Source organism: Pseudomonas sp. efr-133-TYG-5, assembly GCF_030209175.1.
GTDB lineage: Bacteria > Pseudomonadota > Gammaproteobacteria > Pseudomonadales > Pseudomonadaceae > Aquipseudomonas.
This window is the reverse complement of sequence record NZ_JARVSM010000006.1, coordinates 73,918-98,287: the sequence shown is the minus strand read 5'-3', so window position 1 is coordinate 98,287 and position 24,370 is coordinate 73,918. Positions and strand designations below refer to the sequence as shown.

23 protein-coding genes and 1 tRNA gene are annotated in these 24,370 nt (G+C 62.9%); 8 read left to right on the top strand and 16 right to left on the bottom strand.

What is annotated here, in order from left to right; translation table 11 throughout:
* Nucleotides 1–10 precede the first annotated feature (10 nt).
* Nucleotides 11–1,621 (top strand): arylsulfatase, encoded by a 1,611-nt coding sequence (locus QRN70_RS19465; RefSeq protein WP_285419545.1) that lies wholly within the window; start codon nt 11–13, stop codon nt 1,619–1,621.
* Nucleotides 1,622–1,749: 128 nt separating this feature from the next.
* On the opposite strand, the gene QRN70_RS19460 is transcribed toward QRN70_RS19465, so the two are convergent.
* On the bottom strand, nt 1,750–2,823 hold the full coding sequence (locus tag QRN70_RS19460) for a fatty acid desaturase (protein WP_285419544.1): 1,074 nt from the start codon (nt 2,821–2,823) through the stop codon (nt 1,750–1,752).
* Nucleotides 2,824–2,923: 100 nt separating this feature from the next.
* Between QRN70_RS19460 and QRN70_RS19455 the strand changes: the two genes are divergently transcribed.
* Nucleotides 2,924–3,928 carry an AraC family transcriptional regulator gene (locus tag QRN70_RS19455; RefSeq protein ID WP_285419543.1) on the top strand — a complete coding sequence of 335 codons (1,005 nt, stop codon included), beginning with the start codon at nt 2,924–2,926 and terminating at the stop codon, nt 3,926–3,928.
* 414 nt (nt 3,929–4,342) lie between these two features.
* Here the strand turns inward: QRN70_RS19455 and QRN70_RS19450 are convergent, their stop codons facing one another.
* Entirely contained in the window at nt 4,343–5,728 is a 1,386-nt protein-coding gene (locus QRN70_RS19450) for a heavy metal sensor histidine kinase (RefSeq protein WP_285419542.1), read from the bottom strand.
* Nucleotides 5,718–6,398: a heavy metal response regulator transcription factor gene (locus tag QRN70_RS19445; protein WP_285419541.1), complete on the bottom strand. Its 681-nt coding sequence runs from the start codon at nt 6,396–6,398 to the stop codon at nt 5,718–5,720. Before QRN70_RS19445 ends, QRN70_RS19450 begins: the two co-directional genes overlap by 11 nt.
* 136 nt (nt 6,399–6,534) lie before the next feature.
* Here QRN70_RS19445 and QRN70_RS19440 point away from each other — a divergent pair, with 136 nt between their 5' ends.
* Together QRN70_RS19440 and uraH are read left to right on the top strand one after the other, a co-directional pair.
* Nucleotides 6,535–7,020, top strand: a complete 486-nt coding sequence (locus QRN70_RS19440; RefSeq protein WP_285419540.1) for a GlcG/HbpS family heme-binding protein — start codon at nt 6,535–6,537, stop codon at nt 7,018–7,020.
* An 11-nt stretch (nt 7,021–7,031) separates the two neighbouring features.
* Entirely contained in the window at nt 7,032–7,442 is a 411-nt protein-coding gene (uraH, locus tag QRN70_RS19435) for a hydroxyisourate hydrolase (protein WP_285419539.1), read from the top strand.
* 126 nt (nt 7,443–7,568) lie between these two features.
* Here uraH and QRN70_RS19430 read toward each other — a convergent pair whose 3' ends face one another.
* On the bottom strand, nt 7,569–8,252 hold the full coding sequence (locus QRN70_RS19430) for a Crp/Fnr family transcriptional regulator (protein WP_285419538.1): 684 nt from the start codon (nt 8,250–8,252) through the stop codon (nt 7,569–7,571).
* Between the two features lie 85 nt (nt 8,253–8,337).
* Here QRN70_RS19430 and QRN70_RS19425 point away from each other — a divergent pair, with 85 nt between their 5' ends.
* Nucleotides 8,338–8,862, top strand: a complete 525-nt coding sequence (locus tag QRN70_RS19425) for an Mpo1 family 2-hydroxy fatty acid dioxygenase (RefSeq protein WP_285419537.1) — start codon at nt 8,338–8,340, stop codon at nt 8,860–8,862.
* A gap of 117 nt (nt 8,863–8,979) precedes the next feature.
* Here QRN70_RS19425 and QRN70_RS19420 read toward each other — a convergent pair whose 3' ends face one another.
* The 6 genes from QRN70_RS19420 to dibA all read right to left on the bottom strand — a co-directional run bounded on the left by QRN70_RS19420 (nt 8,980) and on the right by dibA (nt 15,349).
* Nucleotides 8,980–9,969, bottom strand: coding sequence for a sulfate/molybdate ABC transporter ATP-binding protein (locus QRN70_RS19420; protein WP_285419536.1), 990 nt, complete (start codon nt 9,967–9,969; stop codon nt 8,980–8,982).
* Between the two features lie 3 nt (nt 9,970–9,972).
* Nucleotides 9,973–10,845, bottom strand: coding sequence for a sulfate ABC transporter permease subunit CysW (gene cysW / locus QRN70_RS19415; protein ID WP_003220512.1), 873 nt, complete (start codon nt 10,843–10,845; stop codon nt 9,973–9,975).
* A gap of 12 nt (nt 10,846–10,857) precedes the next feature.
* Nucleotides 10,858–11,676 carry a sulfate ABC transporter permease subunit CysT gene (cysT, locus tag QRN70_RS19410; protein ID WP_007952818.1) on the bottom strand — a complete coding sequence of 273 codons (819 nt, stop codon included), beginning with the start codon at nt 11,674–11,676 and terminating at the stop codon, nt 10,858–10,860.
* A gap of 159 nt (nt 11,677–11,835) precedes the next feature.
* On the bottom strand, nt 11,836–12,849 hold the full coding sequence (locus tag QRN70_RS19405) for a sulfate ABC transporter substrate-binding protein (RefSeq protein ID WP_285419535.1): 1,014 nt from the start codon (nt 12,847–12,849) through the stop codon (nt 11,836–11,838).
* Between the two features lie 147 nt (nt 12,850–12,996).
* Nucleotides 12,997–13,179: a sulfur starvation response protein OscA gene (gene oscA / locus QRN70_RS19400; RefSeq protein ID WP_039772974.1), complete on the bottom strand. Its 183-nt coding sequence runs from the start codon at nt 13,177–13,179 to the stop codon at nt 12,997–12,999.
* Nucleotides 13,180–13,429: 250 nt separating this feature from the next.
* Nucleotides 13,430–15,349 carry a phosphodiesterase DibA gene (dibA, locus tag QRN70_RS19395; protein ID WP_285419534.1) on the bottom strand — a complete coding sequence of 640 codons (1,920 nt, stop codon included), beginning with the start codon at nt 15,347–15,349 and terminating at the stop codon, nt 13,430–13,432.
* 147 nt (nt 15,350–15,496) lie between these two features.
* Between dibA and desA the strand changes: the two genes are divergently transcribed.
* Both desA and QRN70_RS19385 read left to right on the top strand, forming a co-directional pair.
* Nucleotides 15,497–16,681 (top strand): delta-9 fatty acid desaturase DesA, encoded by a 1,185-nt coding sequence (gene desA, locus QRN70_RS19390; RefSeq protein WP_285419533.1) that lies wholly within the window; start codon nt 15,497–15,499, stop codon nt 16,679–16,681.
* 230 nt (nt 16,682–16,911) lie between these two features.
* Nucleotides 16,912–17,901: a GGDEF domain-containing protein gene (locus QRN70_RS19385; protein ID WP_285419532.1), complete on the top strand. Its 990-nt coding sequence runs from the start codon at nt 16,912–16,914 to the stop codon at nt 17,899–17,901.
* Between the two features lie 102 nt (nt 17,902–18,003).
* On the opposite strand, the gene QRN70_RS19380 is transcribed toward QRN70_RS19385, so the two are convergent.
* The 3 genes from QRN70_RS19380 to gabD all read right to left on the bottom strand — a co-directional run bounded on the left by QRN70_RS19380 (nt 18,004) and on the right by gabD (nt 22,260).
* The gene (locus QRN70_RS19380) at nt 18,004–19,215 is read right to left on the bottom strand and encodes a response regulator (protein WP_285419531.1); all 1,212 of its coding nucleotides are present in this window, start codon (nt 19,213–19,215) and stop codon (nt 18,004–18,006) included.
* Between the two features lie 139 nt (nt 19,216–19,354).
* The gene (gabT, locus tag QRN70_RS19375; RefSeq protein ID WP_285419530.1) at nt 19,355–20,632 is read right to left on the bottom strand and encodes a 4-aminobutyrate--2-oxoglutarate transaminase; all 1,278 of its coding nucleotides are present in this window, start codon (nt 20,630–20,632) and stop codon (nt 19,355–19,357) included.
* Nucleotides 20,633–20,817: 185 nt separating this feature from the next.
* A complete protein-coding gene (gene gabD, locus QRN70_RS19370) occupies nt 20,818–22,260 on the bottom strand; it encodes an NADP-dependent succinate-semialdehyde dehydrogenase (RefSeq protein ID WP_007963502.1) in 1,443 nt (480 codons plus the stop codon).
* A 491-nt stretch (nt 22,261–22,751) separates the two neighbouring features.
* On the opposite strand from gabD, the gene QRN70_RS19365 reads away from it, so the two are divergent.
* Nucleotides 22,752–22,828 (top strand) — tRNA-Arg (locus QRN70_RS19365).
* A gap of 74 nt (nt 22,829–22,902) precedes the next feature.
* Here QRN70_RS19365 and QRN70_RS19360 read toward each other — a convergent pair.
* Genes QRN70_RS19360 through QRN70_RS19350 form a run of 3 tightly spaced genes read right to left on the bottom strand, consistent with a single transcriptional unit; the run spans nt 22,903 to nt 24,358 of the window.
* Nucleotides 22,903–23,169, bottom strand: a complete 267-nt coding sequence (locus QRN70_RS19360) for a hypothetical protein (protein WP_285419529.1) — start codon at nt 23,167–23,169, stop codon at nt 22,903–22,905.
* A 20-nt stretch (nt 23,170–23,189) separates the two neighbouring features.
* Nucleotides 23,190–23,780, bottom strand: a complete 591-nt coding sequence (locus QRN70_RS19355; RefSeq protein ID WP_285419528.1) for a hypothetical protein — start codon at nt 23,778–23,780, stop codon at nt 23,190–23,192.
* Entirely contained in the window at nt 23,777–24,358 is a 582-nt protein-coding gene (locus tag QRN70_RS19350) for an RNA polymerase sigma factor (protein WP_285419980.1), read from the bottom strand. The genes QRN70_RS19355 and QRN70_RS19350 overlap by 4 nt, the downstream gene beginning before the upstream one ends.
* Nucleotides 24,359–24,370 lie beyond the last annotated feature (12 nt).

Here is a 24,370-nt window from a genome sequence, read left to right as displayed (position 1 = left end):
GGAGTTTTCGATGCCGCAACGTCCCAATTTTCTGGTCATCCTCGCTGACGACCTGGGCTTCTCCGACATCGGCGCGTTCGGTGGTGAAATCGCCACGCCGAACCTCGATGCCCTGGCCGGCAACGGCCTGCGCCTGACCGATTTCCACACCGCGCCGACCTGTTCGCCGACCCGTTCGATGCTGCTCACCGGCACCGATCACCACATCGCCGGCATCGGCACCATGGCCGAGGCGTTGACCCCGGAACTGATCGGCAAACCGGGTTACGAGGGTTACCTCAACGACCGCGTGGTGGCCCTGCCCGAGCTGCTGCGCGAGGCCGGTTACCAGACGTTGATGAGCGGCAAGTGGCACCTCGGCCTGACCGCCGAACTGGCGCCGCAGGCGCGCGGTTTCGAGCGTTCGTTCGCGCTGTTGCCGGGTGCCGCCAACCATTACGGTTTCGAGCCAACCTACGACGAACACACCCCCGGCCTGCTGAAATCGACGCCGGCGCTGTACATCGAAGACGCTACCTTCGTCGACGAACTGCCGCAGGATTTCTATTCCTCCGATGCTTTCGGCGACAAGCTGCTGCAGTACCTCAAGGCGCGCGACCAGAGCCGGCCGTTCTTCGCCTACCTGCCGTTTTCCGCACCGCACTGGCCCCTCCAGGCACCGGCAGACATTGTCGAAAAATACCGTGGCCGGTATGACGCGGGCCCGGAAGTGTTGCGCCGCGAACGCCTGGAAAGACTCAAGGCGCTGGGCCTGATCGAGGCAGACGTCGAGCCGCATCCGCTGATCCAGTTGAGCGCGCAGTGGGATGCACTCAGCGTCGAGCAACGCCAGCTCTCGGCGCGGGCCATGGAGGTCTACGCGGCGATGGTCGAGCGCATGGACTGGAACATCGGTCGGGTGGTCGACTACCTGCGCCAGCAGGGCCAGCTCGACAACACCTTCATTGTGTTCATGTCCGACAACGGCGCCGAGGGTGCGCTGCTCGAAGCCTTCCCCAAGTTCGGCCCGGAACTGCTGACCTATCTCAACCAGCATTACGACAACAGCCTCGACAACATCGGTCGCGGCAATTCCTATGTCTGGTACGGGCCGAGCTGGGCGCAGGTGGCAACCGCACCGTCGCGGCTGTTCAAGGCCTTTACCACCGAGGGCGGAATTCGCGTGCCGGCGTTGCTGCACTATCCGCAACTGCCGATCAAAGGGCAGATCAGCCATGGTTTCGGCACGGTGATGGACATTACCCCGACCATCCTCGACCTGGCCGGCGTGCGCCATCCGGGCAGGCAATGGCACGGCAAACCGGTGGCGCCGCTGCGCGGTAAATCGTGGCTGGGCTTTCTCTCCGGCGAGACGGCGCAGGTGCACGACGAACACACCGTCACGGGCTGGGAGTTGTTCGGGCGGCGGGCGATTCGCCAAGGGTCGTGGAAAGCGGTGTGGATCCCCGGGCCGGTAGGGCCGGCGACGTGGCAGCTGTATGATCTGGCCAGCGATCCGGGGGAGATTCATGATCTGGCGGCGAGCCAGCCGGACAAGCTCAGCACCCTGATCGGGCATTGGCAGAAGTATGTGGAAGAAACAGGGGTGATTTTGAGTGCTTCGCCGTTTCAGCCTGATTGAGGGTGTCTGATCTACCGCTATCGCTGGCAAGCCAGCTCCCACAAGACTCAATGTCGTTCACAAATTCTTTGAATGACGCAGAACCTGTGGGAGCTGGCTTGCCAGCGAAGAGGCCCTCAACCCTCCCCTCAAGCCCGGGCAGTGCGTACCTCTTCCTGCACCACCTGATCCTTGCGCACAAACCGGTTCGCCCGCCCGAACGTACCGAAATCGTTGAAGCGCACGCCCATCTCGCGCATGACTTTATGCGCCACCGGCACGGTCAGCTGGCGGATGTAGAACGGCTCCTTCACCACGAAGTGATGGATGCCATGGCTGCTGCCGAAGTTGAAGCAGAACGCCTGCAACGGCCACAGCCACCACGGGTTCAGCACCTGGCACTGCTGCAGCACGTTGCCCGGCTCGACATCGCCGTAGTAATGCATGTTCGAGCTGATGAAGTGCAGGCAGAACGTGCGCAACACGTTCGGGCCGATGATGACCACCGCCGCGATGTCGATCACCTGCATCACCGCCAGCGTGGTCGCCGACCATTCAATCGGCGAGCCCATGAGGTAAGCCACGCCATTCGCCGCGTGGAAGCCGAGAAACACGTACCACGCGCCCCAATGCACCAGCGCCAGCGGTGCGTAGACCTTCAGCGAGCGCTTGATGATGCTGAACTTGTGCGCCCAGGTCTTGGCCCGCAGCATGCGGATGAACGCCGACATGACGTTGTCGCCGACCATCAGCAGCCGGGCAAACCCCCACGGCTCGCCATTGGTGATCGCGCGTTCTTCCATGTCGGTTTCGGTGCCGGAGACCTTGTGGTGATTGAGGTGCAGGTGGCGGCGAATCCACGGATTGATCGTGCTCGGCCGTGCCAGCCACACCAGGCCCATCATCAGGTTGTGCGGCACGCGCTGCTTGCGGAAGTACATGCTGTGAATCAGGTCGTGCTCGAGCTCATGGGTCAGCGAGGCGAAAAACGCGTTGAGCAGCAGGCACACCCACCAGGCCAGGTGTCCCGTGATGTACAGCGCCGCCGAAGCGATCATCCCGGCCAAGGCGAAGGCCAGAATCCCCGCGCCCAAAGCGTCCTGATGCCGCAGAATCGGGTAGCGCTCACGCAGTTCGACGCCTTTGGCCAGCACCACTTCGCGAATGTGCGCTGATCGCTGGGCAGCATTGTGTCGCTGGGGACTTGCAGAAGTACGGTCCATGCTTCCATCCTCTGGTTATCGATGTTCGCATCCTGCCCTGCGCAGGGGCGGAACACGGTAGCCGAGAACGCCAACCTGTTGACCGGAAGCGCCAATCAGCATGAAGGAACCGACCTCCCTCGCCAGCTGGACCCGTGCCCTGCGCAAGCAACTCGATGCGCTGGGGCTGGACAGCACTGCCCTGTGCCAGCAGGCCGGGCTCGATCCGCAGCTGATGGACGACCCGAACGCCCGCTATCCGCTGTCGGGCACCACCCGGTTGTGGCAGATCGCGGTGCAGGTCAGCGGGGATCCGGCGATTGGCCTGCGCGTGTCGCGCTTCGTCAGCCCGACCACGTTTCACGCGCTCGGTTATGCCCTGGTGGCCAGCGGCAGTCTGCGCGAAGTGTTCGAGCGCATCGTGCGTTATCACCCGGTGGTCAGCGATGCGCTGGAGCTGCAGTTGCAGCGCGGTGACGACCGTTACCTGTTCCGCCTGAACATTCCGGCCGGCAATCCGGCGCCGGCCTTCGAGGCCATCGATGCGTTCGCCGCCATCTACGTGCGCACCTGCCGCAATCGCCTGGGTCGCGATTACGCACCGCTGGCGGTGTACCTGCGTCGCCCGGAACCCGCCGACGCACAGCCCTGGCACAAAGTGTTTCGCGCGCCGGTGCACTTCGCGTCCGACGAAGATCGCCTGGAATTCGCCCTGATCGACTTCGACAGCCACCTCGACGACGCCAACCCGGAACTGGCCGAACACAACGAAGCCGTGCTCAAGCGCACCCTCGCGCAGCTGCAACCGCTGACCTGGGAGCGCAAGGTCCGCGACGCCATCGAAGAACAGCTGCCCGAAGGTGAGCCCAGCGCCGAACGCATCGCCCAGGCCTTGCACCTGAGCCTGCGCAGCCTGCAACGCCATTTGGCCGACGAAGGTTGCCGCTTCGATACCCTGCTCAACGAAAGCCGCGAGAACCTCGCGCTGCTGCACCTGCGCGACCCGCAATGCTCGCTGAGCGAAATCAGCTACCTGCTCGGCTTCGCCGACACCAGCAGCTTCAGCCGCGCTTTCAAGCGCTGGACGGGCATGACCCCGGGGCAGTTTCGCGATCAGTTGCGCTGATTGATCCGGAAGGTGTGCTGAATCTCATGGCCTCTTCGCGGGCAAGCCCGCTCCCACAGTGTCCGCGCCGTACCCGAAACTCATGTACGCCCGATAAACCTGTGGGAGCAGGCTTGCCGACGAAGGCGTCAGTCAGATCGCCTCGAAACCCAGTTCAAACACAGTTCGACTGGCATCACTGCTCACCCGCACCCGCCCGCCATGCAGCTGCATGATCGACTGCACGATCGCCAGGCCCAGTCCGCCCATCGCCCGGTTCAGCGCGGGACGGGGTTGCGCTGATTGATCCGGAATGTGTGCTGAACCTCATAGCCTGTTCGCGGGCGAGCCCGCTCCCACAGTGCCCGCGCCGTACCCGAAACTCATGTACACCCAAAAAACCTGTGGGAGCGGGCTTGCCCGCGAAGGCGTCAGTCAGATCGCCTCGAAACCCAGTTCAAACACAGTGCCACTGGCATCACTGCTCACTCGCACCTGCCCGCCATGCAGCTGCATGATCGACTGCACGATCGCCAGGCCCAGTCCGCCGGAATCTCCCGGTTCAGCGCGGGACGGGTCGACGCGGTAGAAGCGGTCGAACAGTTTGCCCAGGTATTCGGCGGCGATGGCCGGGCCGTGGTTGTGCACCTGCAACCAGCAGACGCGCGCTTCATCGCAGCGGCGCAGGCTGATCGTGGTGCCGGGGTCGGCGTGGCGCACGGCGTTGGCCAGCAGGTTGCCGAGGGCTCGCTGCAGCAATTGCTGGTCGGCGTGCAAGGCGCCGTGCAGGGCGTTGTCCAGGCGGATGTCGCGGTCGTCGGCCAGCGCTTCGAAGTAATCGCACAGCTCGCTGCCGACGCTGTGCAGATCCAGCGTTTGCAAGTCGAGCGCCCGCTCCGCCTGTTCGGCGCGAGCAAGGAACATCAGGTTCTCGGCCATGCGCTTGAGGCGTTCGAACTCTTCCATGTTCGACGCCAGGAGCTCCTGATACTCCGCCGTGCTGCGCGGGTGATTGAGTGCCTGGCCGTTGCTGGCGAGCAAGGTGTGCAACGGCGTGCGGATCTCGTGGGCCAGATCGGCAGAGAACTGCGACAACCGCTGCACGCTGTCGTCCAGCCGCGCGAGCATGCCGTTGAGCGCCTGCACCGGTTCGAGCAACTCTGCCGGCGTACCGCTCGCCGACAAACGTTGATCAAGGCTGCGCAGATCAATACCGCGAACCGCCTCGCTCAATTGCCGCAGCGGTTGCAGGCCACGGCGCAGCAGGACCAGCCCCAGCGCGAACGCCAGCAGCGCGCCAAGCCCGACGGCCAGGTACAGGCGCAAGCGATAACTGGCGAGCATCTGCTCACGTTCGGTCAGCACCTTGCCGGCAACCACCGTCAGCGGCTCGCCGTTCGGCCCTTGGGCTGCACCGGACAACAGCGCCAGTTCGGCACCGTCCGGCGCCTGCCAGGTCAGCACGTCGTGACGCTGCGGCGTTTTCTCGCGCGCGATGGCGTGCAATGGCGGCAGCTCGCGCTGGCGCGGGTTGATCGCGATCACGTTCGAGCCATCGGCACGCCGCACCAGCAACAGGCTGTCGAGGTTGCCGAGCATGTTCTGGTACAGCCGTGGGCGCGCCTGCAAGGCGCCGAGGCTGTCGCTGTCGGCGAGCAGGGCGCGCACCTGTTCCAGTCGACCGAGCAGCGCCAGATCATCCCGGTAGGCGATCTCGGACGCGAGCGAGCGGTAGAGAAACACGCCAATCGCACTGAGCACCAACGCGCAGACCACGGCGAACGCCAGCGCCAGGCGCCAGGCGATCGACCTAGAGCGCATCGTCGGGCGCTTCCAGTTGATAACCGACACCGCGCACCGTGTGGATAAGCTTCGGCATGTACGGGTCATCGACCTTGGAGCGCAGGCGCCGCACCGCGACTTCGACCATGTTGGTGTCGCTGTCGAAATTCAGGTTCCACACCTGCGAGGCGATCAACGTCCGCGACAGCACTTCGCCCTGACGGCTGGCGAGCAGGTGCAGCAGGGCGAATTCCTTGTTGGTCAGGGCAATGCGCTGGCCACCGCGGCTGACCCGGCGGCGCAGCACATCGATCTCCAGGTCAGCGATGCTGTACGACTCCGCCTCGCGCAGCGGCCCACGCCGCAACAACGTGCGCACCCGCGCGAGCAACTCGGCGAACGCGAAGGGTTTGAGCAGGTAATCGTCGGCACCCAGTTCGAGACCGCGCACGCGGTCTTCGATGGCATCCTTGGCGGTAAGGAACAACACCGGCGTGGCGCCGCGCTGGCGGATCAACTGCAGCAGCTGCCAGCCATTGAGGCCCGGCAACATCACGTCGAGGATGATCAGGTCGTACTCCTGCTGCTCAATGAAATAGCGCCCGTCCAGGCCATTGAGCGCCACGTCCACGGCGAATCCCGACTCGCCCAGGCCCTTGGCGAGAAAATTCGCCGTTTTCGCTTCATCTTCCACGACCAGCAAACGCATGGCACACCTCGATTGTTCAGGCACACAGGCTAGGCGCCTTGGGCTGTATTGCCCATTACAAACTTGTAATCCGTTTGACGGGGTTCTGACGAGGACCGCCGGCTAAGGTGACGACCTTCGCTTACGGAGCCTGTCCATGACCCTCAAATACCTCGTTGCGAGCCTGGCCATCGGTCTCGGCGGTGTCGCTGTCGCCAGCCCGGAACTGCCGCGCCACGCGGATCTCGACCTGAAGACCGCACGCCTGCTGGCCGACACGGCATTGGCCAACTGCACCGCCACGGTGTCGGTGCTCGACCGCGGCGGCAACCTGCTGGTGACGCTGCGCGGCGATGGCATCGGCCCGCACAACACCGTCGCCAGCCAGCGCAAGGCCTACACCGCGCTGTCGACCAAGACCGCGACCCGGCTGTTCGCCGAACGCGCCCGCAGCAACCCGGAAACCGCCAACCTCAACACCCTCGACGAATTGCTTCTGCTCGGCGGCGGTATCCCGTTGTTCGCCGGTTCCGAACTGGTCGGCGCCATGGGCGTGGCCGGTTCCGGCGGCGGCGAGCAGGACGAAAACTGTGCCGGTAAAGCCGCCGCGAAGGCTGGCCTGACCCTCACCCGTAACCCTTAAGGAGTTCCACCATGACGACTCTGCGCATGACGTTCGCCGCACTCGGCCTGAGCGCGTTTTCCAGCCTGGCCCTGGCGGCCGGCAACCCCCTGAGCGTGCACGTGCTCAACCTGGAAAACGGCCTGCCATCCCCGGGTGTCAACGTGACCCTGGAAAAACACGTCGGCAGCGCCTGGCAATCACTGGCCCAGGGCACCACCAATGAACAGGGACGCATCGCCGAACTGTTCCCGGCGAAACAGACTTTCGAGGCCGGCGAATACCGCGTGGTGTTCAAGACCGGCGAATACTTCGAGAAGACCGGCCACGAGACGTTCTTCCCGGAAATCCCGGTGATTTTCCAGGTCAAGCAGACCGATCAGCACTACCACATTCCGTTGCTGCTCAGCCCTTACGGTTTCTCGACCTATCGCGGTTCCTGAATCAACACAGATCAAAAATGTGGGAGCGAGCCTGCTCGTGAAGGCGTCGGTTAAGTCGACATCACCGTTGAATGACCTACCGCATTCGCGAGCAGGCTCGCTCCCACAGGGGATCTCAGGTGCCCGTCAAATTATGGCGAGAGCCCGCAAACGCTCGGCGTCGAGGATTTCGATTTCGCCGTAGCCGAGGCCGATAATCCCCTGCCCCTGCAGATCCTTGAGGATCTGGTTGGTGGTCTGGCGCGACAGCGACAGCATCGACGCCAGCTGCTCCTGGGGCAGGTGCAACACCCGCCGCGGCGAATCGAGTTCGCCGTAGCCCTCGGCGATCATCAGCAGGCGATGGGCCAGGCGCGCCGGCGCGGGCAGCAGGCTCAGCTGTTCGAGGTTGATGAAAGCCAGGCGCAGTTTGTGGCTCATCAACAACGCCAGATGCCGCCAGTACTGCGGCTGTTCGTCGAGCACCCTGAGCAAGGTCGCCTGCGGGATGTTGAGCAAGGTACACGGCCCGACGGCATAGGCGTCGTGGGTGCGTGGCTGGCCGTCGAACAGGCAGATCTCGCCGAACCAGTGCGGCGCTTCCACCAGGCTCAGCAACGCTTCCTTGCCTTGCTCGCTCACCGCGCTGATGCGGATCGCGCCGTCGAGCACCGCGTACAACCCACACGGCGCATCGCCGCGCTGGAACAACCGCTGCCCCGCCAGCAGCCGCCGCTCACGGGCCGCCGCCAGCAGACTATCCTGAAAGGACAGCGGCAAATGGCTGAACCACTGGCCGCTCAGCAGGCGTTCCCGCCAGACCTTTTCCATGCACTCTCCTGAAGATTGTCGTCTGCCTGACAGCGCCAAGCGTAGTCCCGGGGCATGATGCGATCACCCTACAGGAGGAACAACAATGAAAAGCCTCGTCGATCATTTGAGTCAATACGCCGCGTATCACCGTGACCCACGCAATATCGCCAGCCACTTTATCGGCATCCCGCTGATCGTGGTGGCGGTGGCCGTGCTGCTGTCGCGGCCCGAGTGGGCGCTGGGCGGACTGTGGCTTTCGCCGGCGGTGCTGCTGGCGCTGGCTTCGGCGTGGTTCTACCTGCGCCTGGAAGTGAAACTCGGCGTGCTGATGACGGTGCTGATGGCGCTGTCGGTGTGGGCCGGGCATGTCTTGGCGCAACAGAGCACGATGGTCTGGCTCAGCAGCGGCCTGGCCATGTTTGTGATCGGCTGGGTGATCCAGTTCGTCGGCCACCACTATGAAGGACGCAAACCGGCGTTTGTCGACGATGTCAGCGGGTTGATTGTCGGGCCGTTGTTTGTCGTGGCCGAGGTAGCGTTCCTGCTCGGCATGCGCCATGAGCTGAAAGAGCAGATCGAGGCGCGCGCAGGCGCGGTGCGGGTCAATCCGAATCGCGCGGCAATCTAGACTTCAACCCCGCGCGTTCCCACGCTCGGCGTGGGAACGCCGCCATGCACGCTGCGCGGCCACTGTGACGCGAAGCGTCACGGGATGCATTCCCACGCCGAGCGTGGGAACGATCGGTCAAAGGCTGGCGACTTTCTGCCAGACCTTCGGTTTGAAGAACAGCGTCTCGCCCTTGGCCAGACCGGTCAGGCTGTCGTGATCCTTGACCACTTCGGCCTCGATCAGGTCCGTCTGGCCTTCCACCTTCAACGTCACCCGGGTGGTCGCGCCCAGCGGCCGGATATCGCGGACTTCGGCGGCGTGGTGATCCTCCAGCTCATGCCGCGACAGCGACACTTCGTGCGGACGGAACAGCACATGGTGGTCATCGCCCAGGTGCAGGCGGTTGGAATCGCCGAGGAAGTGATAGACGAAATCACTGGCCGGATTTTCATAGACGTCGCCCGGTGAGCCGATCTGTTCGATCACGCCTTTGTTCATCACCACGATGCGGTCGGCGACTTCCATCGCCTCTTCCTGGTCGTGGGTGACGAACACCGAAGTCAGGTTGATGTCTTCGTGCAGGCGCGCCAGCCAGCGGCGCAGCTCTTTACGCACCTTGGCGTCGAGGGCGCCGAACGGCTCGTCGAGCAGCAACACCTTGGGCTCCACCGCCAGAGCGCGAGCCAGGGCGATACGCTGACGCTGGCCACCGGACAACTGTTCCGGATAACGATCCGACAGCCAGTCCAGCTGCACCATGTTCAGCAGCTCATGCACCTTGGTCGCGATCTGGCTTTCGCTCGGCCGCTGGTTTTTCGGCTTCATGCGCAGGCCGAACGCGACGTTGTCGAACACCGTCATGTGGCGGAACAGGGCGTAGTGCTGGAACACGAAACCGACATTGCGATCACGCACGTCGTGGCCGGAGACGTCTTCGCCGTGGAAGACGATATTGCCGTTATCCGGGGTTTCCAGACCGGCAATGATGCGCAGCAGGGTGGTCTTGCCGCAGCCCGACGGGCCGAGCAGCGCCACCAGCTCGCCGCTGTGGATGTCCAGGCTGATGTTGTCCAGCGCCTTGAACGCGTTGAAATTCTTGCTGACGTTACGCACTTCGATCGACATGACTTATTCCTCCGCGGCGCTGGCGCGCAGGCGGTTGATACGGTTTTCGCTCCACTGCTTGAGCAGCAGGATGAAGAGCGCCAGGATCAGCAACAGACTCGCCACGGCGAACGCGGCCACGTGGTTGTATTCGTTGTAGAGGATCTCGACGTGCAGCGGCAAGGTGTTGGTCACCCCGCGAATGTGCCCGGAAACCACCGATACCGCACCGAATTCCCCCATGGCCCGCGCGGTACACAGCACCACGCCGTAGATCAGGCCCCATTTGATGTTGGGCACGGTGACGTGCCAGAACATCTGCCAGCCGTTGGCGCCGAGCAGGCGGGCGGCTTCCTCTTCCTGGGTGCCCTGTTCCTGCATCAGCGGGATCAGCTCGCGCGCAACGAACGGCACGGTGACGAAAATCGTCGCCAGGACAATGCCCGGCAGGGCGAAGACGATCTGGATATCGTGATCCTGCAGCCACGGCCCGAACAGGCCCTGGGCGCCGAACATCAGCACGTAGACCAGACCGGCGATTACCGGCGACACCGAGAACGGCAGGTCGATCAGCGTCACCAGCATGCTCTTGCCACGGAACGAATATTTGCTCACGCACCACGCGGCGCTGACACCGAACACCAGGTTCAGCGGCACGGAAATCAGCACGGCGATCACCGTGAGTTTCAGTGCCGAGAGGGCGTCCGGTTCAAAGATCGCGGTGAAGAATGCACCGAGGCCGTTCTTCAAGCCTTGCGACACCACGATGAACAGCGGCAACACCAGAAACAGGAAAAAAATCAGCCAGCCGAGGCCGATCAGCACGCGCCGTGACGTAGCACTGCCACGCCGTGCAGCGTTGGCCGAGGACGCGGCCGCAATAGACGATTGGGACATGTTCGCGCCTCCTTATGGGGTTTCGATGCGCCGCTGCAGCAGGTTGATCAGCAGCAACAGGACAAAGGAAACCACCAGCATCAGTACGCCGATGGACGTGGCGCCGGTGTAGTCGTACTGGTCGAGCTTGACCATGATCAGCAGCGGCAGGATCTCGGTTTTCATCGGCATGTTGCCGGCGATGAAAATCACCGAGCCGTACTCGCCGACACCCCGGGCAAACGCCAGGGCGAAACCGGTCAGCCAGGCGGGCAGCAATGCTGGCAGGAGAATATGGCGGAACACCTGCAGCGGTTTCGCACCCAGGCAGGCGGCCGCTTCTTCGACTTCACGCGGGATGTCGGCCAGCACCGGCTGCACCGTGCGCACCACGAAGGGCAGGGTCACGAAAGTCAGCGCCAGAGTGATGCCCAGCGGCGTATAGGCGATCTTGAAACCGAGGTCGGCAGCGAACTGGCCGACCAGCCCGGTCGGCGTGTACAGCGCCGTCAGGGCGATACCGGCCACCGCCGTCGGCAGGGCGAACGGCAGGTCGATCATCGCGTCGATCACCTTGCGCCCCGGGAATGTGTAGCGCACCAGCACCCAGGCCAGCAGCGTACCGATGATGCCGTTGATGATCGCCGCACACAGCGCGGTGCCGAAGCTCAGTTTCAACGCCGCCAGCACACGTGGTGCGGAAATGATCGTCCAGAACTGATCCCAGGTGAGCTGGGCGGCGTGGACGAACATCGCTGCCAGCGGGATGAGCACAATCAGGCTGAGGTACACCAAGGTGTAGCCCAGCGTCAGCCCGAAGCCGGGTATGACGGGGGAGATACGACGCGACATAAAAGTCCCTGGTTGAAAACGCATCAATGTGGGAGCGAGCCTGCTCGCGAAGCGCGAGGATCAGTCAGTCAACATCCCTGTCGCCTGAAATACCGCCTTCGCGAGCAGGCTCGCTCCCACATGTTTGGTGCCTGAACTTCAGGCTCGTTTCGAGTGAGATTACTGCGCCTGATAGATCTGGTCGAACACGCCACCGTCGTTGAAGAATTTCGGCTGCGCGGTTTTCCAGCCGCCGAAGTCCTTGTCGATGGTCACCAGTTCCAGTTTCGGGAACTGCTGGGCGTACTTGGCGGCCACCTCCTTGTCACGCGGACGGTAGAAGTTCTTCGCCGCGATTTCCTGGCCGGCCGGGCTGTACAGGTGTTTCAGATAGGCTTCGGCGATCTGCTCGTTGCCCTTTTTCTCGGCGTTCTTGTCGACCACCGCCACCGGTGGTTCGGCGAGGATCGACAGCGACGGTACGACGATGTCGAACTTGTCGGCGCCGCCATCTTCCTTCAGCGCCAGGAAGGCTTCGTTTTCCCAGGCCAGCAACACGTCACCCTGACCGTTGTTGACGAAGGTGATGGTCGAGCCACGGGCGCCGGTGTCCAGCACGGGCACGTGCTTGAACAGGGTCTGCACGTATTCCTTGGCTTTTTCTTCGCTGCCGCCATTGGCTTTCAGGCCATAGGCCCAGGCCGCGAGGAAGTTCCAGCGCGCACCGCCGGAGGTTTTCGGGTTCGGGGTGATCACCGAAACGTCATTCTTGACCAGGTCGCCCCAGTCCTTGATGCCTTTCGGGTTGCCCTTGCGCACCAGGAACACGATGGTCGAGGTGTACGGGGTGCTGGCGTCCGGCAGGCGTTTCTGCCAGTCAGCCGGCAGGGTCTTGCCGAGCTTGGCGATTTCGTCGATGTCGCCGGCCAGGGCCAGGGTCACGACGTCGGCGCGCAGACCGTCGATCACTGCCCGGCCCTGCTTGCCCGAACCACCGTGGGACTGCTGGATCTTCACGGTGTCGCCGGCATGCTCTGCCTGCCAGTACTTCACGAATTCGGCGTTGTAATCCTGATACAGCTCGCGAGTCGGGTCATACGACACGTTGAGCAGTTCGTAGTCCTTGGCAACCGCGGAACCGGCAAACACAGCGCTGGCCAGGGCGGCCAAAGCGTAACGGCGAATCGACGACATGGTGAAAGCTCCTGGAATTCTTGGTGGTGGCTTTTTCTTATGTATTGCTGGAATCGGGTTGCTCATTCAAAGATCGCCGTCGGCGGCAGCTCCTGCACACAGCCCCCTGCAGGAGCTGTCGCCGGCGGCGATCCTTTGATCTTCAGCTCAGCTCGGCTTGTTGCCCGGTTGCTGCAGACGGAATTTCTCTTTGCGTTCGATCTGCACGACTTGCGCGTTGTGCACAGTGATCTCCACCGCGCCGAACCGCAGATCGCGCAAGGCGCTCTGGATTTCACGCAAGATGGTGCTTTCGTCCTGACCGTCAACGCTGCGAAGGGATGCGCTCATGGTGCTGCTCCTTTGAATGGGATATGCCTGGCAGTGGGCGGCACTGCGTTCGGCGTGGGAGCAATATAAGAGAGGCGCAGATATTCTTAAAAAGACTATTTAAGAATGTTTATATAACTGGAAAACTTATCGCGCCTACGCCTTGCGCGCGGACGCCGCGTATGGCGCTTTGCGGTGCGGTTCTGGCGTCGTTCCAGAGCGCTCCACGCGGTATCCCACGCCGAACGTGGGAACAGGATTGGCGCCTGGTTCAGCCGATAACGGGCGCATTGCTCCAATCAATATCCTGCGCCGGCACCGGCCGGCCGAACCAGTAACCCTGGCCCAGATCACACTCCTGCGCCAGCAGGAACGCCGCCTGCTCGACCTGCTCGATGCCCTCGGCGTGCACCTGCATGCCCATGCTGCGGGCCAGGGCGACGATCACCCGGACAATCGCCGCATCGTCCTCGTCCCACGGCAGGCCGGCGACAAAGCCCTGATCAATCTTCAGCTTCTGTACCGGCAGGCGCTTGAGCCGCAGCAGCGACGAATAGCCGGTGCCGAAATCATCGATCGCCAGGCGAATGCCCAGTTCACGCAAATGATGCATCTGCTCCAGCGCCACTTCCGGGTCGTCCATCACCGCGCTTTCGGTGACTTCCAGTTCGAGGTATGCCGGATCCAGTCCGGTGTCGTGCAGCACCTGGGCCACCTGCTGATACAGCTCGCGGCGGGCAAACAGCCGCGACGACACATTCACCGCGACAAACGACAGCACCACACCGCTCTGCTGCCACAGGCACATCTGCCGGCAGGCCTGCTGCATGACCCAGGCGTCGATCTCGGCAATCAGCCCGGTGCGTTCGGCAATCGGGATGAATTCCGCCGGCGAAACCAGCCCGCGCTGCGGGTGCTGCCAACGCACCAGCGCCTCGACGCCGATCAGGCGGCTGCTCTTGAGGTCGTGCACCGGTTGGTAGAAAACGCGCAACTCCTGCTGCTCCAGGGCGCGCCGCAGTTCGAAGGCGATCTCGACCCGCTGCTGGGCGTGGGCGGTGAGTTCTTCGGTGTACAGCGCGTAGCCATTGCGCCCGCTGCTCTTGGCCTTGAACAGCGCCGCATCGGCGTTGCGCAGCAGTTGTTCGGCGCTCAGGGCATCGCTGGGAAACAGGCTGATGCCAATGCTGGCGTTGATGAACAATTGATGACCGTCAAGCCGGAACGGCTCCTTGAGGGCATCGAGAATGCGCTGCGCCAGTGCCGCCGCCTGCACCAGCTGTGGACAACTTTCCGCCAGCACCGCGAATTCGTCACCGCCGAGCCGCGCCAGGGTGATGCCCGGGCCGAACAGTGCCTGCAACCGCGCAGCCACGGCCTTGAGCAAGCGGTCGCCGACATTGTGGCCGAGGCTGTCATTGATCAGCTTGAAGTGATCGAGGTCGATCATCAGCAACGCACAGCCGCGCTTGTGGATCTGCGCCGAGGCCAGCGCCTGCTCGGCGCGGTCACTGAACAGCAGGCGATTGGGCAGGTCGGTGAGGGGATCGTGGTGGGCGAGGTGCTTGAGTTCGTGCTCGGAATCCTTGATCGCGCTGATGTCGGAAAACACCGCGACGTAATGGCTGAGCCGGCCTTCATCGTCGTGGATGACGCGGATCGTCTGCCATTGCGGATAGATCTCGCCGCTTTTGCGCCGGTTCCAGATCTCGCCGCTCCATTCGCCCGTCGCTTCGAGGGCGGCGAACATGGCCTGATAAAACCCTGGCGGATGATGGCCGGATTTGAACAGGTTCGGCTGCTGGCCGAGGACTTCCTCGACCTGATAGCCGGTGATTTCCATGAAGGCGCGATTGACGTGGACGATCAGCCCCTGGCGATCGGTGACCAGCACGCCCTCGCGGGTGCAGTCGAAAACCGCCGCCGCCTGGCGCAGGCGTTCACGGTCGGCGTGGCGCTCACGCAGGCGCGCGCCGATGCCCAGGCATTCGAACAAACGCGCCCGGGCGAGGAAGATCAATCCGGCGCTGAGCAGCACGAAGACGTAACCGTTGATCAGTTGCCAACGCAGCAATTGCGCCGAGTTATCGAAGAAACTGTTCAATAAGTAACCAGTGCCCTGCAACCAGACAATGGCCAGGACCAGGTAGAGCAGCGCTGCACGCAAGGCATCGCGGTAAGTGGCAGACATTCGGCCGTCCATGTCCCTACAAAAAAGTTGGGATTATAGGTCAAGAAACATCCGGCCAACTCTTATCTGAAAGGCCGACTGGTTTTATCTGTGGGCTTGGTGATAATGCAACGGCTGTTTTTTTCTTTATCGAGGGCCCTATAGCCTATGTGGTACGAAGGTTTTCTTGGCTTGTCGGCCTGGTCACTGGTGGCAATCACCCTGCTGATGTCCCACGTGACGATTGTCAGCGTCACGGTCTACTTGCACCGCTACTCGGCCCATCGCTCGCTGGAGCTGAATGCCGGGCTGAAACATTTTTTCCGCTTCTGGCTGTGGCTGACCACGGCGCAGAACACCCGCGAGTGGACCGCCATCCACCGCAAGCACCACGCCAAGTGCGAAACCGAGGATGACCCGCACAGTCCGGTCATCAAGGGCCTGTCCACGGTCCTGCGCACCGGCGCCGAGCTCTATCGCGCCGAAGCGCAGAACCCGGAGACCCTGCGCATCTACGGCAAGAACTGCCCCGAAGACTGGATCGAGCGCAATGTCTACAGCCGTTACCCGCTGCTGGGCGTCGCGATCATGGCAGTGATCGACCTGCTGCTGTTCGGCACCATCGGCATCACGATCTGGGCGATCCAGATGATGTGGATCCCGGTCTGGGCCGCGGGCGTGATCAACGGCCTCGGCCACGCCGTCGGCTACCGCAACTTCGAATGCCGCGATGCCGCCACCAACCTGGTGCCTTGGGGCATCCTGATCGGCGGCGAAGAACTGCACAACAACCATCACACCTACCCCAACTCGGCCAAGCTGTCGGTCAAGAAGTGGGAGTTCGACCTCGGCTGGGCCTGGATCAAGGTCTTCAGCTTCCTGCGCCTGGCCAAGGTGCAACGGGTCGCGCCGATTGCCCATCGCGTCGAAGGCAAGGGCAGCCTGGACATGGACACCGCCATGGCGATCCTCAACAACCGCTTCCAGATCATGGCCCAGTACCGCAAGCTGGTGATCGGCCCGCTGGTCAAGCAGGAGCTGGCCAAGGTCGATCACTCGGTGCGCCACCAGTTCCACCGGGCCAAACGCCTGCTCTCGCGGGAAACCAGCCTGCTGGAAGACCGGCATCACGCACGCATCCAGAACATGCTCGAACACAGCCAGGCGCTGAAGGTAATCTACGAAAAACGCCTGGCCCTGCAGCAGATCTGGGTCAAGACCAGCGCAAATGGTCACGACATGCTCGCCGCCATCAAGGAATGGGTGCACGAGGCCGAAGCCAGCGGCATCCAGTCCCTGCGCGATTTTGCCGATCAGCTGAAAACCTATTCGCTGCGCCCCGCCGCTGCCTGACCGGGCAAAGGAGCCTGCTGCCCCGCCACGGCGCAGCAGGTGAAAATCAGGCGACGCGTTCTGGCAGACAAAACGCGTCGTCACTACCGCCGGGCGGGAGCACGCTGGCTCACCGCAAACGCGCGGAACTTAGCAACGAAACCCCTATCTCAAAGACACTTCGCCACCCCCGGCGGGCTGTAATGTGGCCGCTGTCGAACGCGCGGCACGCCCTTTGAGATATGTGCCCGATGGTCAATAACAACCAAAACGACTCATCTTCCCCCAAGTGGCCAGAGGCCGCGCAAACCCTGATGGCGCTGATGCACGCCCAGGGTGAAGTCGCGCGCCTGAGCGAGCGCGAACAGCTGTTCAGTTCGCTGCTGGTCAGCGTCAACGCGGTCCTCTGGGCCTTCAACTGGGAAACCCGGCAGGTGCTGTACGTCAGCCCCGCCTACGAGCGGATTTTCGGCCGCTCCGCCGGCCTGCTGCTGGCCGACTACAACCAGTGGCGCGACAGCATCTACCCCGACGACCTCGACTACGCCGAACGCAGCCTTGCCGAGGTGCTCGACAAGGGCGCGGTGGAAGATCGCGAGTACCGCATCATCGCCGCCGACGGCCAGGTGCGCTGGCTCAGCGACAAATGCTTCATCAACCGCCAGGAAGAACCGGGACAACCGGTCATCATCGTCGGCATCGCCGAAGACATCACCGACAAGAAGCAGATGGAAACCGAGCTGCAACGGCTGGCCACCACCGATGTGCTGACCCAGAGCAGCAATCGCCGGCACTTTTTCGAATGTGCTCACCGCGAGTTCGAACAGGCCCGCCTGCAAGGCGCGCCGATGGCGTTCCTGCTGCTCGATATCGACGATTTCAAGATGATCAACGACAGCTACGGCCATCAGCAGGGCGACAACGTGCTGCAACGTATTGCCGAATCCGGTCGGGCGTCATTGCGCCGTGGCGATCTGTTCGGGCGCATTGGTGGCGAAGAGTTCGCCGCGGTGTTTCCGGGTTGCGCGCCAGATATGGCGATGCAAGTCGCCGAGCGCCTGCAACGGGAGATCAAGCGTTTGAGCTTCAGCCATGACGGGCAGACGTTCGGCGTCACCGTCAGCCAGGGCCTGACCAGCCTGACGGCAGATGACGACAACCTCGACAGCCTGTTCGCCCGCGCCGACGCCGCCATGTACGAAGCCAAGCGCCAGGGCAAGAACCGGATCATCTCCGGCTGAACCCTGCGCTACACGCTCCCGGCAGGAACGGGCTTGCCAGCGCCCGGGGCGGTCGACGGATCTGCCGGACAAACCCGTCATTGTCCACTGAGTGCAACCGGGTTATTTGCGCATCCGCATCAATTCCGGCAAACCGATCTTCAGCAAGCGCGCCGTACGGCTTTTCGCCAGCGCCTCGACGCCCTCGTGTTCGGTCAGGCGCGCCATCTGCGCCGCCATGTTCATCACCAGCGCCTCACGCGAGTACACGCCGCCACCGAGCTGGTAGGCCGACGCAATCAGCTCCCGCAGCTCCAGCGGCAAGCGCCAGCGGGTACGCAGCGCCGAACCGTAGGCCGCACCGAACTCCGCCAGGGCATCGCCAACCTCCTCCAGCTCGTCGAGCTCGCCGCCTGCCTGCTTCCACTCCTGCAAACAGCGCAGCAACGCCAGATCGCCCAGACGATGCAGCATGCCTGCGCAGTAGCAGCGCTCCTGATCCAGATCGAGCAGCCGCGCCAGCGTGCGCGCGTACTCGGCGGTGTGCAGCGACAGGCCCCAGTAACGCTCGGCGTAATCGGCCAGGCACGGGTCGCTGAGTTTCGCGCTGCGCTTGAGCGCCAGGCCGAGGATCAGGTTCATGCTTTGCCCGGTGCCCAGGCGATGCAGAGCCTGCGCCAGGGTCTGTACCGCCGCCCCATGGTGCTGCGCAGCGCTGTTGGCGGCGGCAATCAACACGGCGGTGATCTGCGGATCGGTGCGGATTTCCTCTTCCAGCAGCTTCAGATCGAGGCCGTTGGGATTGAGGCTGCGCTTGACCGCCACTTGCACATCGGTCATCAGCGGTGCGCCGTCGGCCTGTTCGCGGCGGCGTTCGAGGAACACCGCCAGGGTCATGCCCGGCGCCAGCGCCGGCACTTCGCAGAACACCTCCTCGCCGGCGTTGAGCAGCAGATCCTGCAGGCGCTGGGTCAGGCTTTCCATGTTCAGCGGTTTGGCCAGGTACGCCGTCGGCGCCAGCGGCAGGGCTTCGCGCACACTGGCGCTGTCATTGCGACTGCTCATCAGAATGAACGGCAACGGCGGATTGCGTTTGCGCTGGCGCACGTTGCGCAACACGTTCAGGCCATCGACGCCAGGCAACTCCCAGTCGACGATCGCCAGGTCATAAGGCACTTCCCCGAGCAGCGCAATCGCTTGCTGGCCGTCGGAGCACAAATCCACCCGCGCATCGCAGCGCACATTCAACAACACTTGTTTGAGCAGATCCCGCGACCACGGGTCGGCCTCGGCAATCAACACGCGGGGTACGGCAGGTAATTCAACGGCAGTCATGCGCGCTCTCCTTGCAATGCCTGAACCTTAGCCAATGCTGGCCAATCGATACAGCGCAAAAGCGCTCGAAGTGTTTCACCGCCATGAAAAAACCCGCCGAAGCGGGTTTTTTGTCTATCCGATCACACAGTGCCGGGCCTTACAGCTCGGCGAAGCACTCTTCGATGATCGCCAGGCCTTTGTCCAGTTGCTCGTCCGGCGAGGTCAGCGGTACCAGGACGCGCAGCACGTTGCCGTAAGTGCCGCAGGACAGCAGGATCAGGCCCTTGTCACGCGCCTTGGCCACCACCGCCGCAACGGCAGTCGGGTTTGGCTTGTGGCTGTCGCCGTTTTCGAACAGCTCGACTGCGATCATCGCACCCAGGGCACGCACTTCGCCGATCACCGGGTACTTGGCCTGGATGGCCTTCAGGCCGGTGACCAGACGCTCGCCGACAGCCTTGCAGCGATCCAGCAGTTTTTCTTCTTCGAACACTTCCATCACGGCCAGGGCCGCGGCGCAAGCGATCGGGCTACCGGCGTAGGTGCCGCCCAGGCCGCCTGGAGCGATGGCGTCCATGTACTCGGCCTTGCCGCAGACACCGGCCAGCGGGAAGCCGCCGGCGATGGATTTGGCGAAGGTGGTCAGGTCGGCAGCAACGCCCATCTGCTCCATGGCGAAGAAGGTGCCGGTACGGCCAGCACCGGTCTGCACTTCGTCGGCGATCAGCAGGATGCCGTGCTGGTCGCACAGGGCGCGCAGGCGCTTCATGAATTCCTTCGGCGCGACGTAGAAACCACCCTCGCCCTGCACCGGCTCGATGATGATCGCGGCGATGTCTTTCGGCTCGGCGTCGTTCTTGAAGATGCGCTCGATGGAAGCGATCGAGTCGTCGATGCTCACGCCATGCAGTTCGTTCGGGTACAGCGCGCGGAAGATACCGCCTGGCATCAGGCCCATGCCGGCCGAGTAAGGCACGACTTTACCGGTCAGGCCCAGGGTCATCATGGTGCGACCGTGGTAGGCGCCGGTGAAGGCGATCACGCCGGCACGGCCAGTGGCGGCACGGGCGATTTTCACGGCGTTTTCCACGGCTTCGGAACCGGTGGTCACCAGCAGGGTTTTCTTGGCGAAATCACCTGGCACCTTGGCGTTGATCTTTTCGCACAGCTCAACGTACGGCTCGTAGGCCAGCACCTGGAAGCAGGTGTGGGTCAGCTTGTTCAGCTGCTCGGTCACCGCGGCGATGATTTTCGGGTGCACGTGGCCGGTGTTCAGTACCGCGATACCGCCAGCGAAGTCGATGAACTCGCGACCTTCAACGTCGGTCACGGTAGCGTTCTTCGCGGATTCGGCGAAGATCGGGTGAATCTGGCCAACACCACGTGGAACAGCTGCGGTACGGCGGGCCATCAGATCAGCGTTAGTCTTGCTCATTACATTCCTCATTCGCCGCTCATCGGGCGGCGTGGTTCAAGGATTACGCGGGAGGAATCGGCGGTGGCAGCATGCGATGATCGACTGCCACGGCGTTCCCGGCCGCAGAGAAAATTCCGGTTTGAAACGACGCAAAGGGACAGCGCTCTCGTGCCCTTTGCGTTTGCAGCGAGCTCTTGCCGGGCTTAGATGCCCAGGCAGAGGTATTTGATTTCCAGGTAATCCTCGATGCCGTACTTGGAGCCTTCACGGCCCAGGCCCGAGGCCTTGATGCCGCCGAACGGCGCGACTTCGTTGGAGATCAGCCCGGTGTTGACGCCAACCATGCCGTATTCCAGCGCTTCAGCGACACGGAACACGCGGCCGAGGTCACGCGCATAGAAGTACGAGGCCAGGCCGAATTCGGTGTCGTTGGACATCGCGATCACTTCGGCTTCGTCTTTGAAGCGGAACAGCGGCGCCAGCGGGCCGAAGGTTTCTTCCTTGGCGACAGCGGCATCTTTCGGCACGTTGGTGAGGATGGTCGGCTCGAAGAAGTTGCCTTCCATCGGTTTGCCACCGGCCAGCACGGTAGCGCCTTTGGCTACAGCGTCAGCAATGTGCTCTTGCACCTTGGCCACGGCCTTTTCGTCGATCAGCGGACCGGTGGTGGTGCCTTCTTCCAGACCGTTGCCGATCTTCAGCTTGGCCACGGCCACTTTCAGCTTCTCGGCGAAGGCGTCATAGACCGAATCCTGGATGTACAGGCGGTTGGCGCAGACGCAGGTCTGGCCGTTGTTGCGGTACTTGGAAATGATCGCGCCTTCGACGGCCTTATCCAGGTCGGCGTCGTCGAACACGATGAACGGTGCGTTGCCGCCCAGTTCCAGCGAGACTTTCTTGATGTCCTTGGCGCATTCCGACATCAGCTGACGGCCGATTTCGGTGGAACCGGTGAAGGACAGTTTGCGCACGATCGGGTTGCTGGTCAGCTCGCTGCCGATGTCGCCGGCGCTGCCGGAAACCACGCTGAACACGCCTTTAGGGATGCCGGCGCGCTGAGCCAGCTCAGCCAGAGCAAAGGCGGAGAATGGGGTTTGCGAAGCCGGCTTGAGCACCATGGTGCAACCGGCGGCCAGCGCAGGGCCGGCTTTACGGGTGATCATCGCCGCCGGGAAGTTCCACGGGGTGATCGCTGCGGTCACGCCGATCGGCTGCTTGATCACGATCAGGCGCTTGTCCGGCTGGTGGCCCGGGATCACGTCACCGTAGATGCGCTTGGCTTCTTCGGCGAACCACTCGATGAACGAAGCGGCGTAGACGATTTCGCCCTTGGCTTCGGCCAGCGGCTTGCCCTGCTCGAGGGTCATCAGGCGCGCCAGGTCGTCCTGGTTTTCGATCATCAGTTCGAACCAGCGACGCAATTTGCCCGCGCGTTCCTTGGCGGTCAGTGCACGCCAGGCCGGCAGCGCCTTGTCGGCGGCTTCGATGGCACGGCGAGTTTCGGCAGCACCCATCTTCGGCACGGTACCGAGAATTTCGCCCGTTGCCGGGTTGTTGACCTTGATCGTCTGACCGTTGTCCGCGTCGACCCAAGCGCCATCGATGAAGGCTTGCTGGCGGAACAACTGGGTGTCTTTAAGCTGCATGTCGGCTTTCCTTAACAGCACCGCTGAGTGAAGCGGAGCAAATTATGATTGTAGAAAGGCGCCTCGCGAGGCTGCCGTCAGGGAAATCATTCACCGGGCTGAAGCACATAAATAGCGCACGACTCGAAACGCGTGCGGTTCAGCACCCAGACAAGGAGCGTTTGAAATCTCAAACGAATCCTAGGTTCAAAGGGGTTAAAGGACAATAGGCCGTTCGAAAAAAAGAACAAAAACCCAGCGTTTGCGACGTTTTTCAGATCAACGCGCAAACCGGCTCCATGCCCTGCCCGACCTGGGCGTGAAGACCTCGAGTCGCCAACAACCCGACGCAGGGAAACCATAGATCACCCCCGCCGAAGCGCCAAAAGATCGTTTTTCAGGACGTTACCGCCTTATGGAATGCAGGCATGCAGCTGACATGCTCACTGACAATTACCCGGGAAAAACCAGCATGGACGCCCCGAGCCGACCTAGGTATGATGTCGCCCGCTGCACCAGTAGCTCAGCTGGATAGAGTACTGCCCTCCGAAGGCAGGGGTCGTGGGTTCGAATCCCGCCTGGTGCGCCATGAACAGTAATGAAAAAGCCCCTGGCCGCAAGGTCAGGGGCTTTTTTGTGGCTCGCGGGCAGCCTGTCGGCGGATCACTCCGTGGTCCAGTCAAACTCGTCGTAGTCGTCATCTTCTTCCTCCTCGACCTCCTCCTCAAAGATGTCGTCTTCCTCAAGCACATCTTCTTCCGGCTGGTTGAGCAGAAACTCCTTACGCGTTTCGGTAATCGCACGCCGCATCTCTTCGCCCTTTTCCGGGCAGTTGAGGAGTTGGGCGATGCGGTCGATTTTTGGTGCCACGGTGTTCTCCAGCGCATCGGCAATGCCCCGATAGTGCGCGTTTTTGCCGGGCAATGCCAAATGGCGGGAGGTTCAGCCGGTCAGTTCTGGCGTATTTTTTCCAGGCGCCGGTCGAGATCCACGTTCGGGTAGCGCTTGTGCAGGTTGTTGAACAGGCTGTCGGCGGCTTGCCCCTGGCCCGACTCCCGCAGGCGCAGGACTTCGCGCAGCTGCTCGTCGAGACCATTGGGTGCAGCAGGCGCGCGTTTGCTCGCTTTGGCCTGCTCGGCTACGTCTGCACCCAGCGCTTCGCTTTGCAGCGGCGCGGCCATTTCCGCCATCGGCGCGGGCGCCGGGGCGGCAAGCGAGCGCGCCTGGGTCGCGGGCTGTCTGGCCAGCGGCGCGGCGGGTCTGGCGGCCGGGGCGAAGTCGAACGGCGCAGGCGGCTCAGGTGGGCGTTGCACCAGCGCCAGCATCAACGCGACACCGACCAGGCTGGCAAACGCGACCTGCCAGCGCGGTTTCTGCCAGGCCTGGAGCCAGCGTTGCCAGCGCCCGGGTTGCGCAAGCGGGGCCTGACGGCGTGCGGCATCCAGAATGAACGCGTCGAGATGCGCCGGCGGCTCGCCCTGCTGTTGCTGACGATAATGCGTGAGCAGTTGCTCTTCGGGTGTCTGGCGGGCGTCAGTCATGTCAGTACCTCCTCGGCCAGCAGCCGCCGCAGTTTTTGCTGGGCATAGCGCAGACGGCTCTTCACGGTTTCCAGCGGTGTGTCAGTAAGGCTGGCGATTTGCGCCAGGTCGAGATCGCCATGGGCACGCAGCAGGAACACTTCGCGCTGGTCGGCGGGCAAGGTTTGCAGGGCGCTGTCCAGACGCAGGCTGTCGCGACTGAGGCTGAGCAACTGCTCGGGGTCGCTCGCATCGTCACTGACGGCGTGAAGCTGTTCATCATAATGCTCGTACAGCGGCTGGCGGACGCCATGTTTACGCCAGTGATCGATCAGGCGATTGCGGGCAATCTGGAACAGCCACGTGCGAAATGTCGCCCGACCTTGTGGCTGACTGCCGCTGCGGATCAAGCTCAACCAGGTGTCCTGAAAGACTTCATCGGCCAGCTCCGCCTGGCCGCTCAATCCGAGCAGAAACCGGTACAGCCCATGCCGATGGCGGGCGTAGAGGATTTCGAACGCCGTTCGGTCACCGGTTCGATAACGGCCCAGCAGCGATTCGTCGCTGCTGGCCTCAAGCTTGTCGGTGGCGGTAAACAGCTGGCTGATAAA

Excerpts from the sequence above, each read along its gene's own strand:
- QRN70_RS19465 (WP_285419545.1), top strand. The coding sequence starts at position 11 with ATGCCGCAACGTCCCAATTTTCTGGTCATCCTCGCTGACGACCTGGGC.
- QRN70_RS19460 (WP_285419544.1), bottom strand. The coding sequence starts at position 2,823 with ATGGACCGTACTTCTGCAAGTCCCCAGCGACACAATGCTGCCCAGCGA.
- QRN70_RS19455 (WP_285419543.1), top strand. The coding sequence starts at position 2,924 with ATGAAGGAACCGACCTCCCTCGCCAGCTGGACCCGTGCCCTGCGCAAG.
- QRN70_RS19450 (WP_285419542.1), bottom strand. The coding sequence starts at position 5,728 with ATGCGCTCTAGGTCGATCGCCTGGCGCCTGGCGCTGGCGTTCGCCGTG.
- QRN70_RS19445 (WP_285419541.1), bottom strand. The coding sequence starts at position 6,398 with ATGCGTTTGCTGGTCGTGGAAGATGAAGCGAAAACGGCGAATTTTCTC.
- QRN70_RS19440 (WP_285419540.1), top strand. The coding sequence starts at position 6,535 with ATGACCCTCAAATACCTCGTTGCGAGCCTGGCCATCGGTCTCGGCGGT.
- uraH (WP_285419539.1), top strand. The coding sequence starts at position 7,032 with ATGACGACTCTGCGCATGACGTTCGCCGCACTCGGCCTGAGCGCGTTT.
- QRN70_RS19430 (WP_285419538.1), bottom strand. The coding sequence starts at position 8,252 with ATGGAAAAGGTCTGGCGGGAACGCCTGCTGAGCGGCCAGTGGTTCAGC.
- QRN70_RS19425 (WP_285419537.1), top strand. The coding sequence starts at position 8,338 with ATGAAAAGCCTCGTCGATCATTTGAGTCAATACGCCGCGTATCACCGT.
- QRN70_RS19420 (WP_285419536.1), bottom strand. The coding sequence starts at position 9,969 with ATGTCGATCGAAGTGCGTAACGTCAGCAAGAATTTCAACGCGTTCAAG.
- cysW (WP_003220512.1), bottom strand. The coding sequence starts at position 10,845 with ATGTCCCAATCGTCTATTGCGGCCGCGTCCTCGGCCAACGCTGCACGG.
- cysT (WP_007952818.1), bottom strand. The coding sequence starts at position 11,676 with ATGTCGCGTCGTATCTCCCCCGTCATACCCGGCTTCGGGCTGACGCTG.
- QRN70_RS19405 (WP_285419535.1), bottom strand. The coding sequence starts at position 12,849 with ATGTCGTCGATTCGCCGTTACGCTTTGGCCGCCCTGGCCAGCGCTGTG.
- oscA (WP_039772974.1), bottom strand. The coding sequence starts at position 13,179 with ATGAGCGCATCCCTTCGCAGCGTTGACGGTCAGGACGAAAGCACCATC.
- dibA (WP_285419534.1), bottom strand. The coding sequence starts at position 15,349 with ATGTCTGCCACTTACCGCGATGCCTTGCGTGCAGCGCTGCTCTACCTG.
- desA (WP_285419533.1), top strand. The coding sequence starts at position 15,497 with ATGTGGTACGAAGGTTTTCTTGGCTTGTCGGCCTGGTCACTGGTGGCA.
- QRN70_RS19385 (WP_285419532.1), top strand. The coding sequence starts at position 16,912 with ATGGTCAATAACAACCAAAACGACTCATCTTCCCCCAAGTGGCCAGAG.
- QRN70_RS19380 (WP_285419531.1), bottom strand. The coding sequence starts at position 19,215 with ATGACTGCCGTTGAATTACCTGCCGTACCCCGCGTGTTGATTGCCGAG.
- gabT (WP_285419530.1), bottom strand. The coding sequence starts at position 20,632 with ATGAGCAAGACTAACGCTGATCTGATGGCCCGCCGTACCGCAGCTGTT.
- gabD (WP_007963502.1), bottom strand. The coding sequence starts at position 22,260 with ATGCAGCTTAAAGACACCCAGTTGTTCCGCCAGCAAGCCTTCATCGAT.
- QRN70_RS19355 (WP_285419528.1), bottom strand. The coding sequence starts at position 23,780 with ATGACTGACGCCCGCCAGACACCCGAAGAGCAACTGCTCACGCATTAT.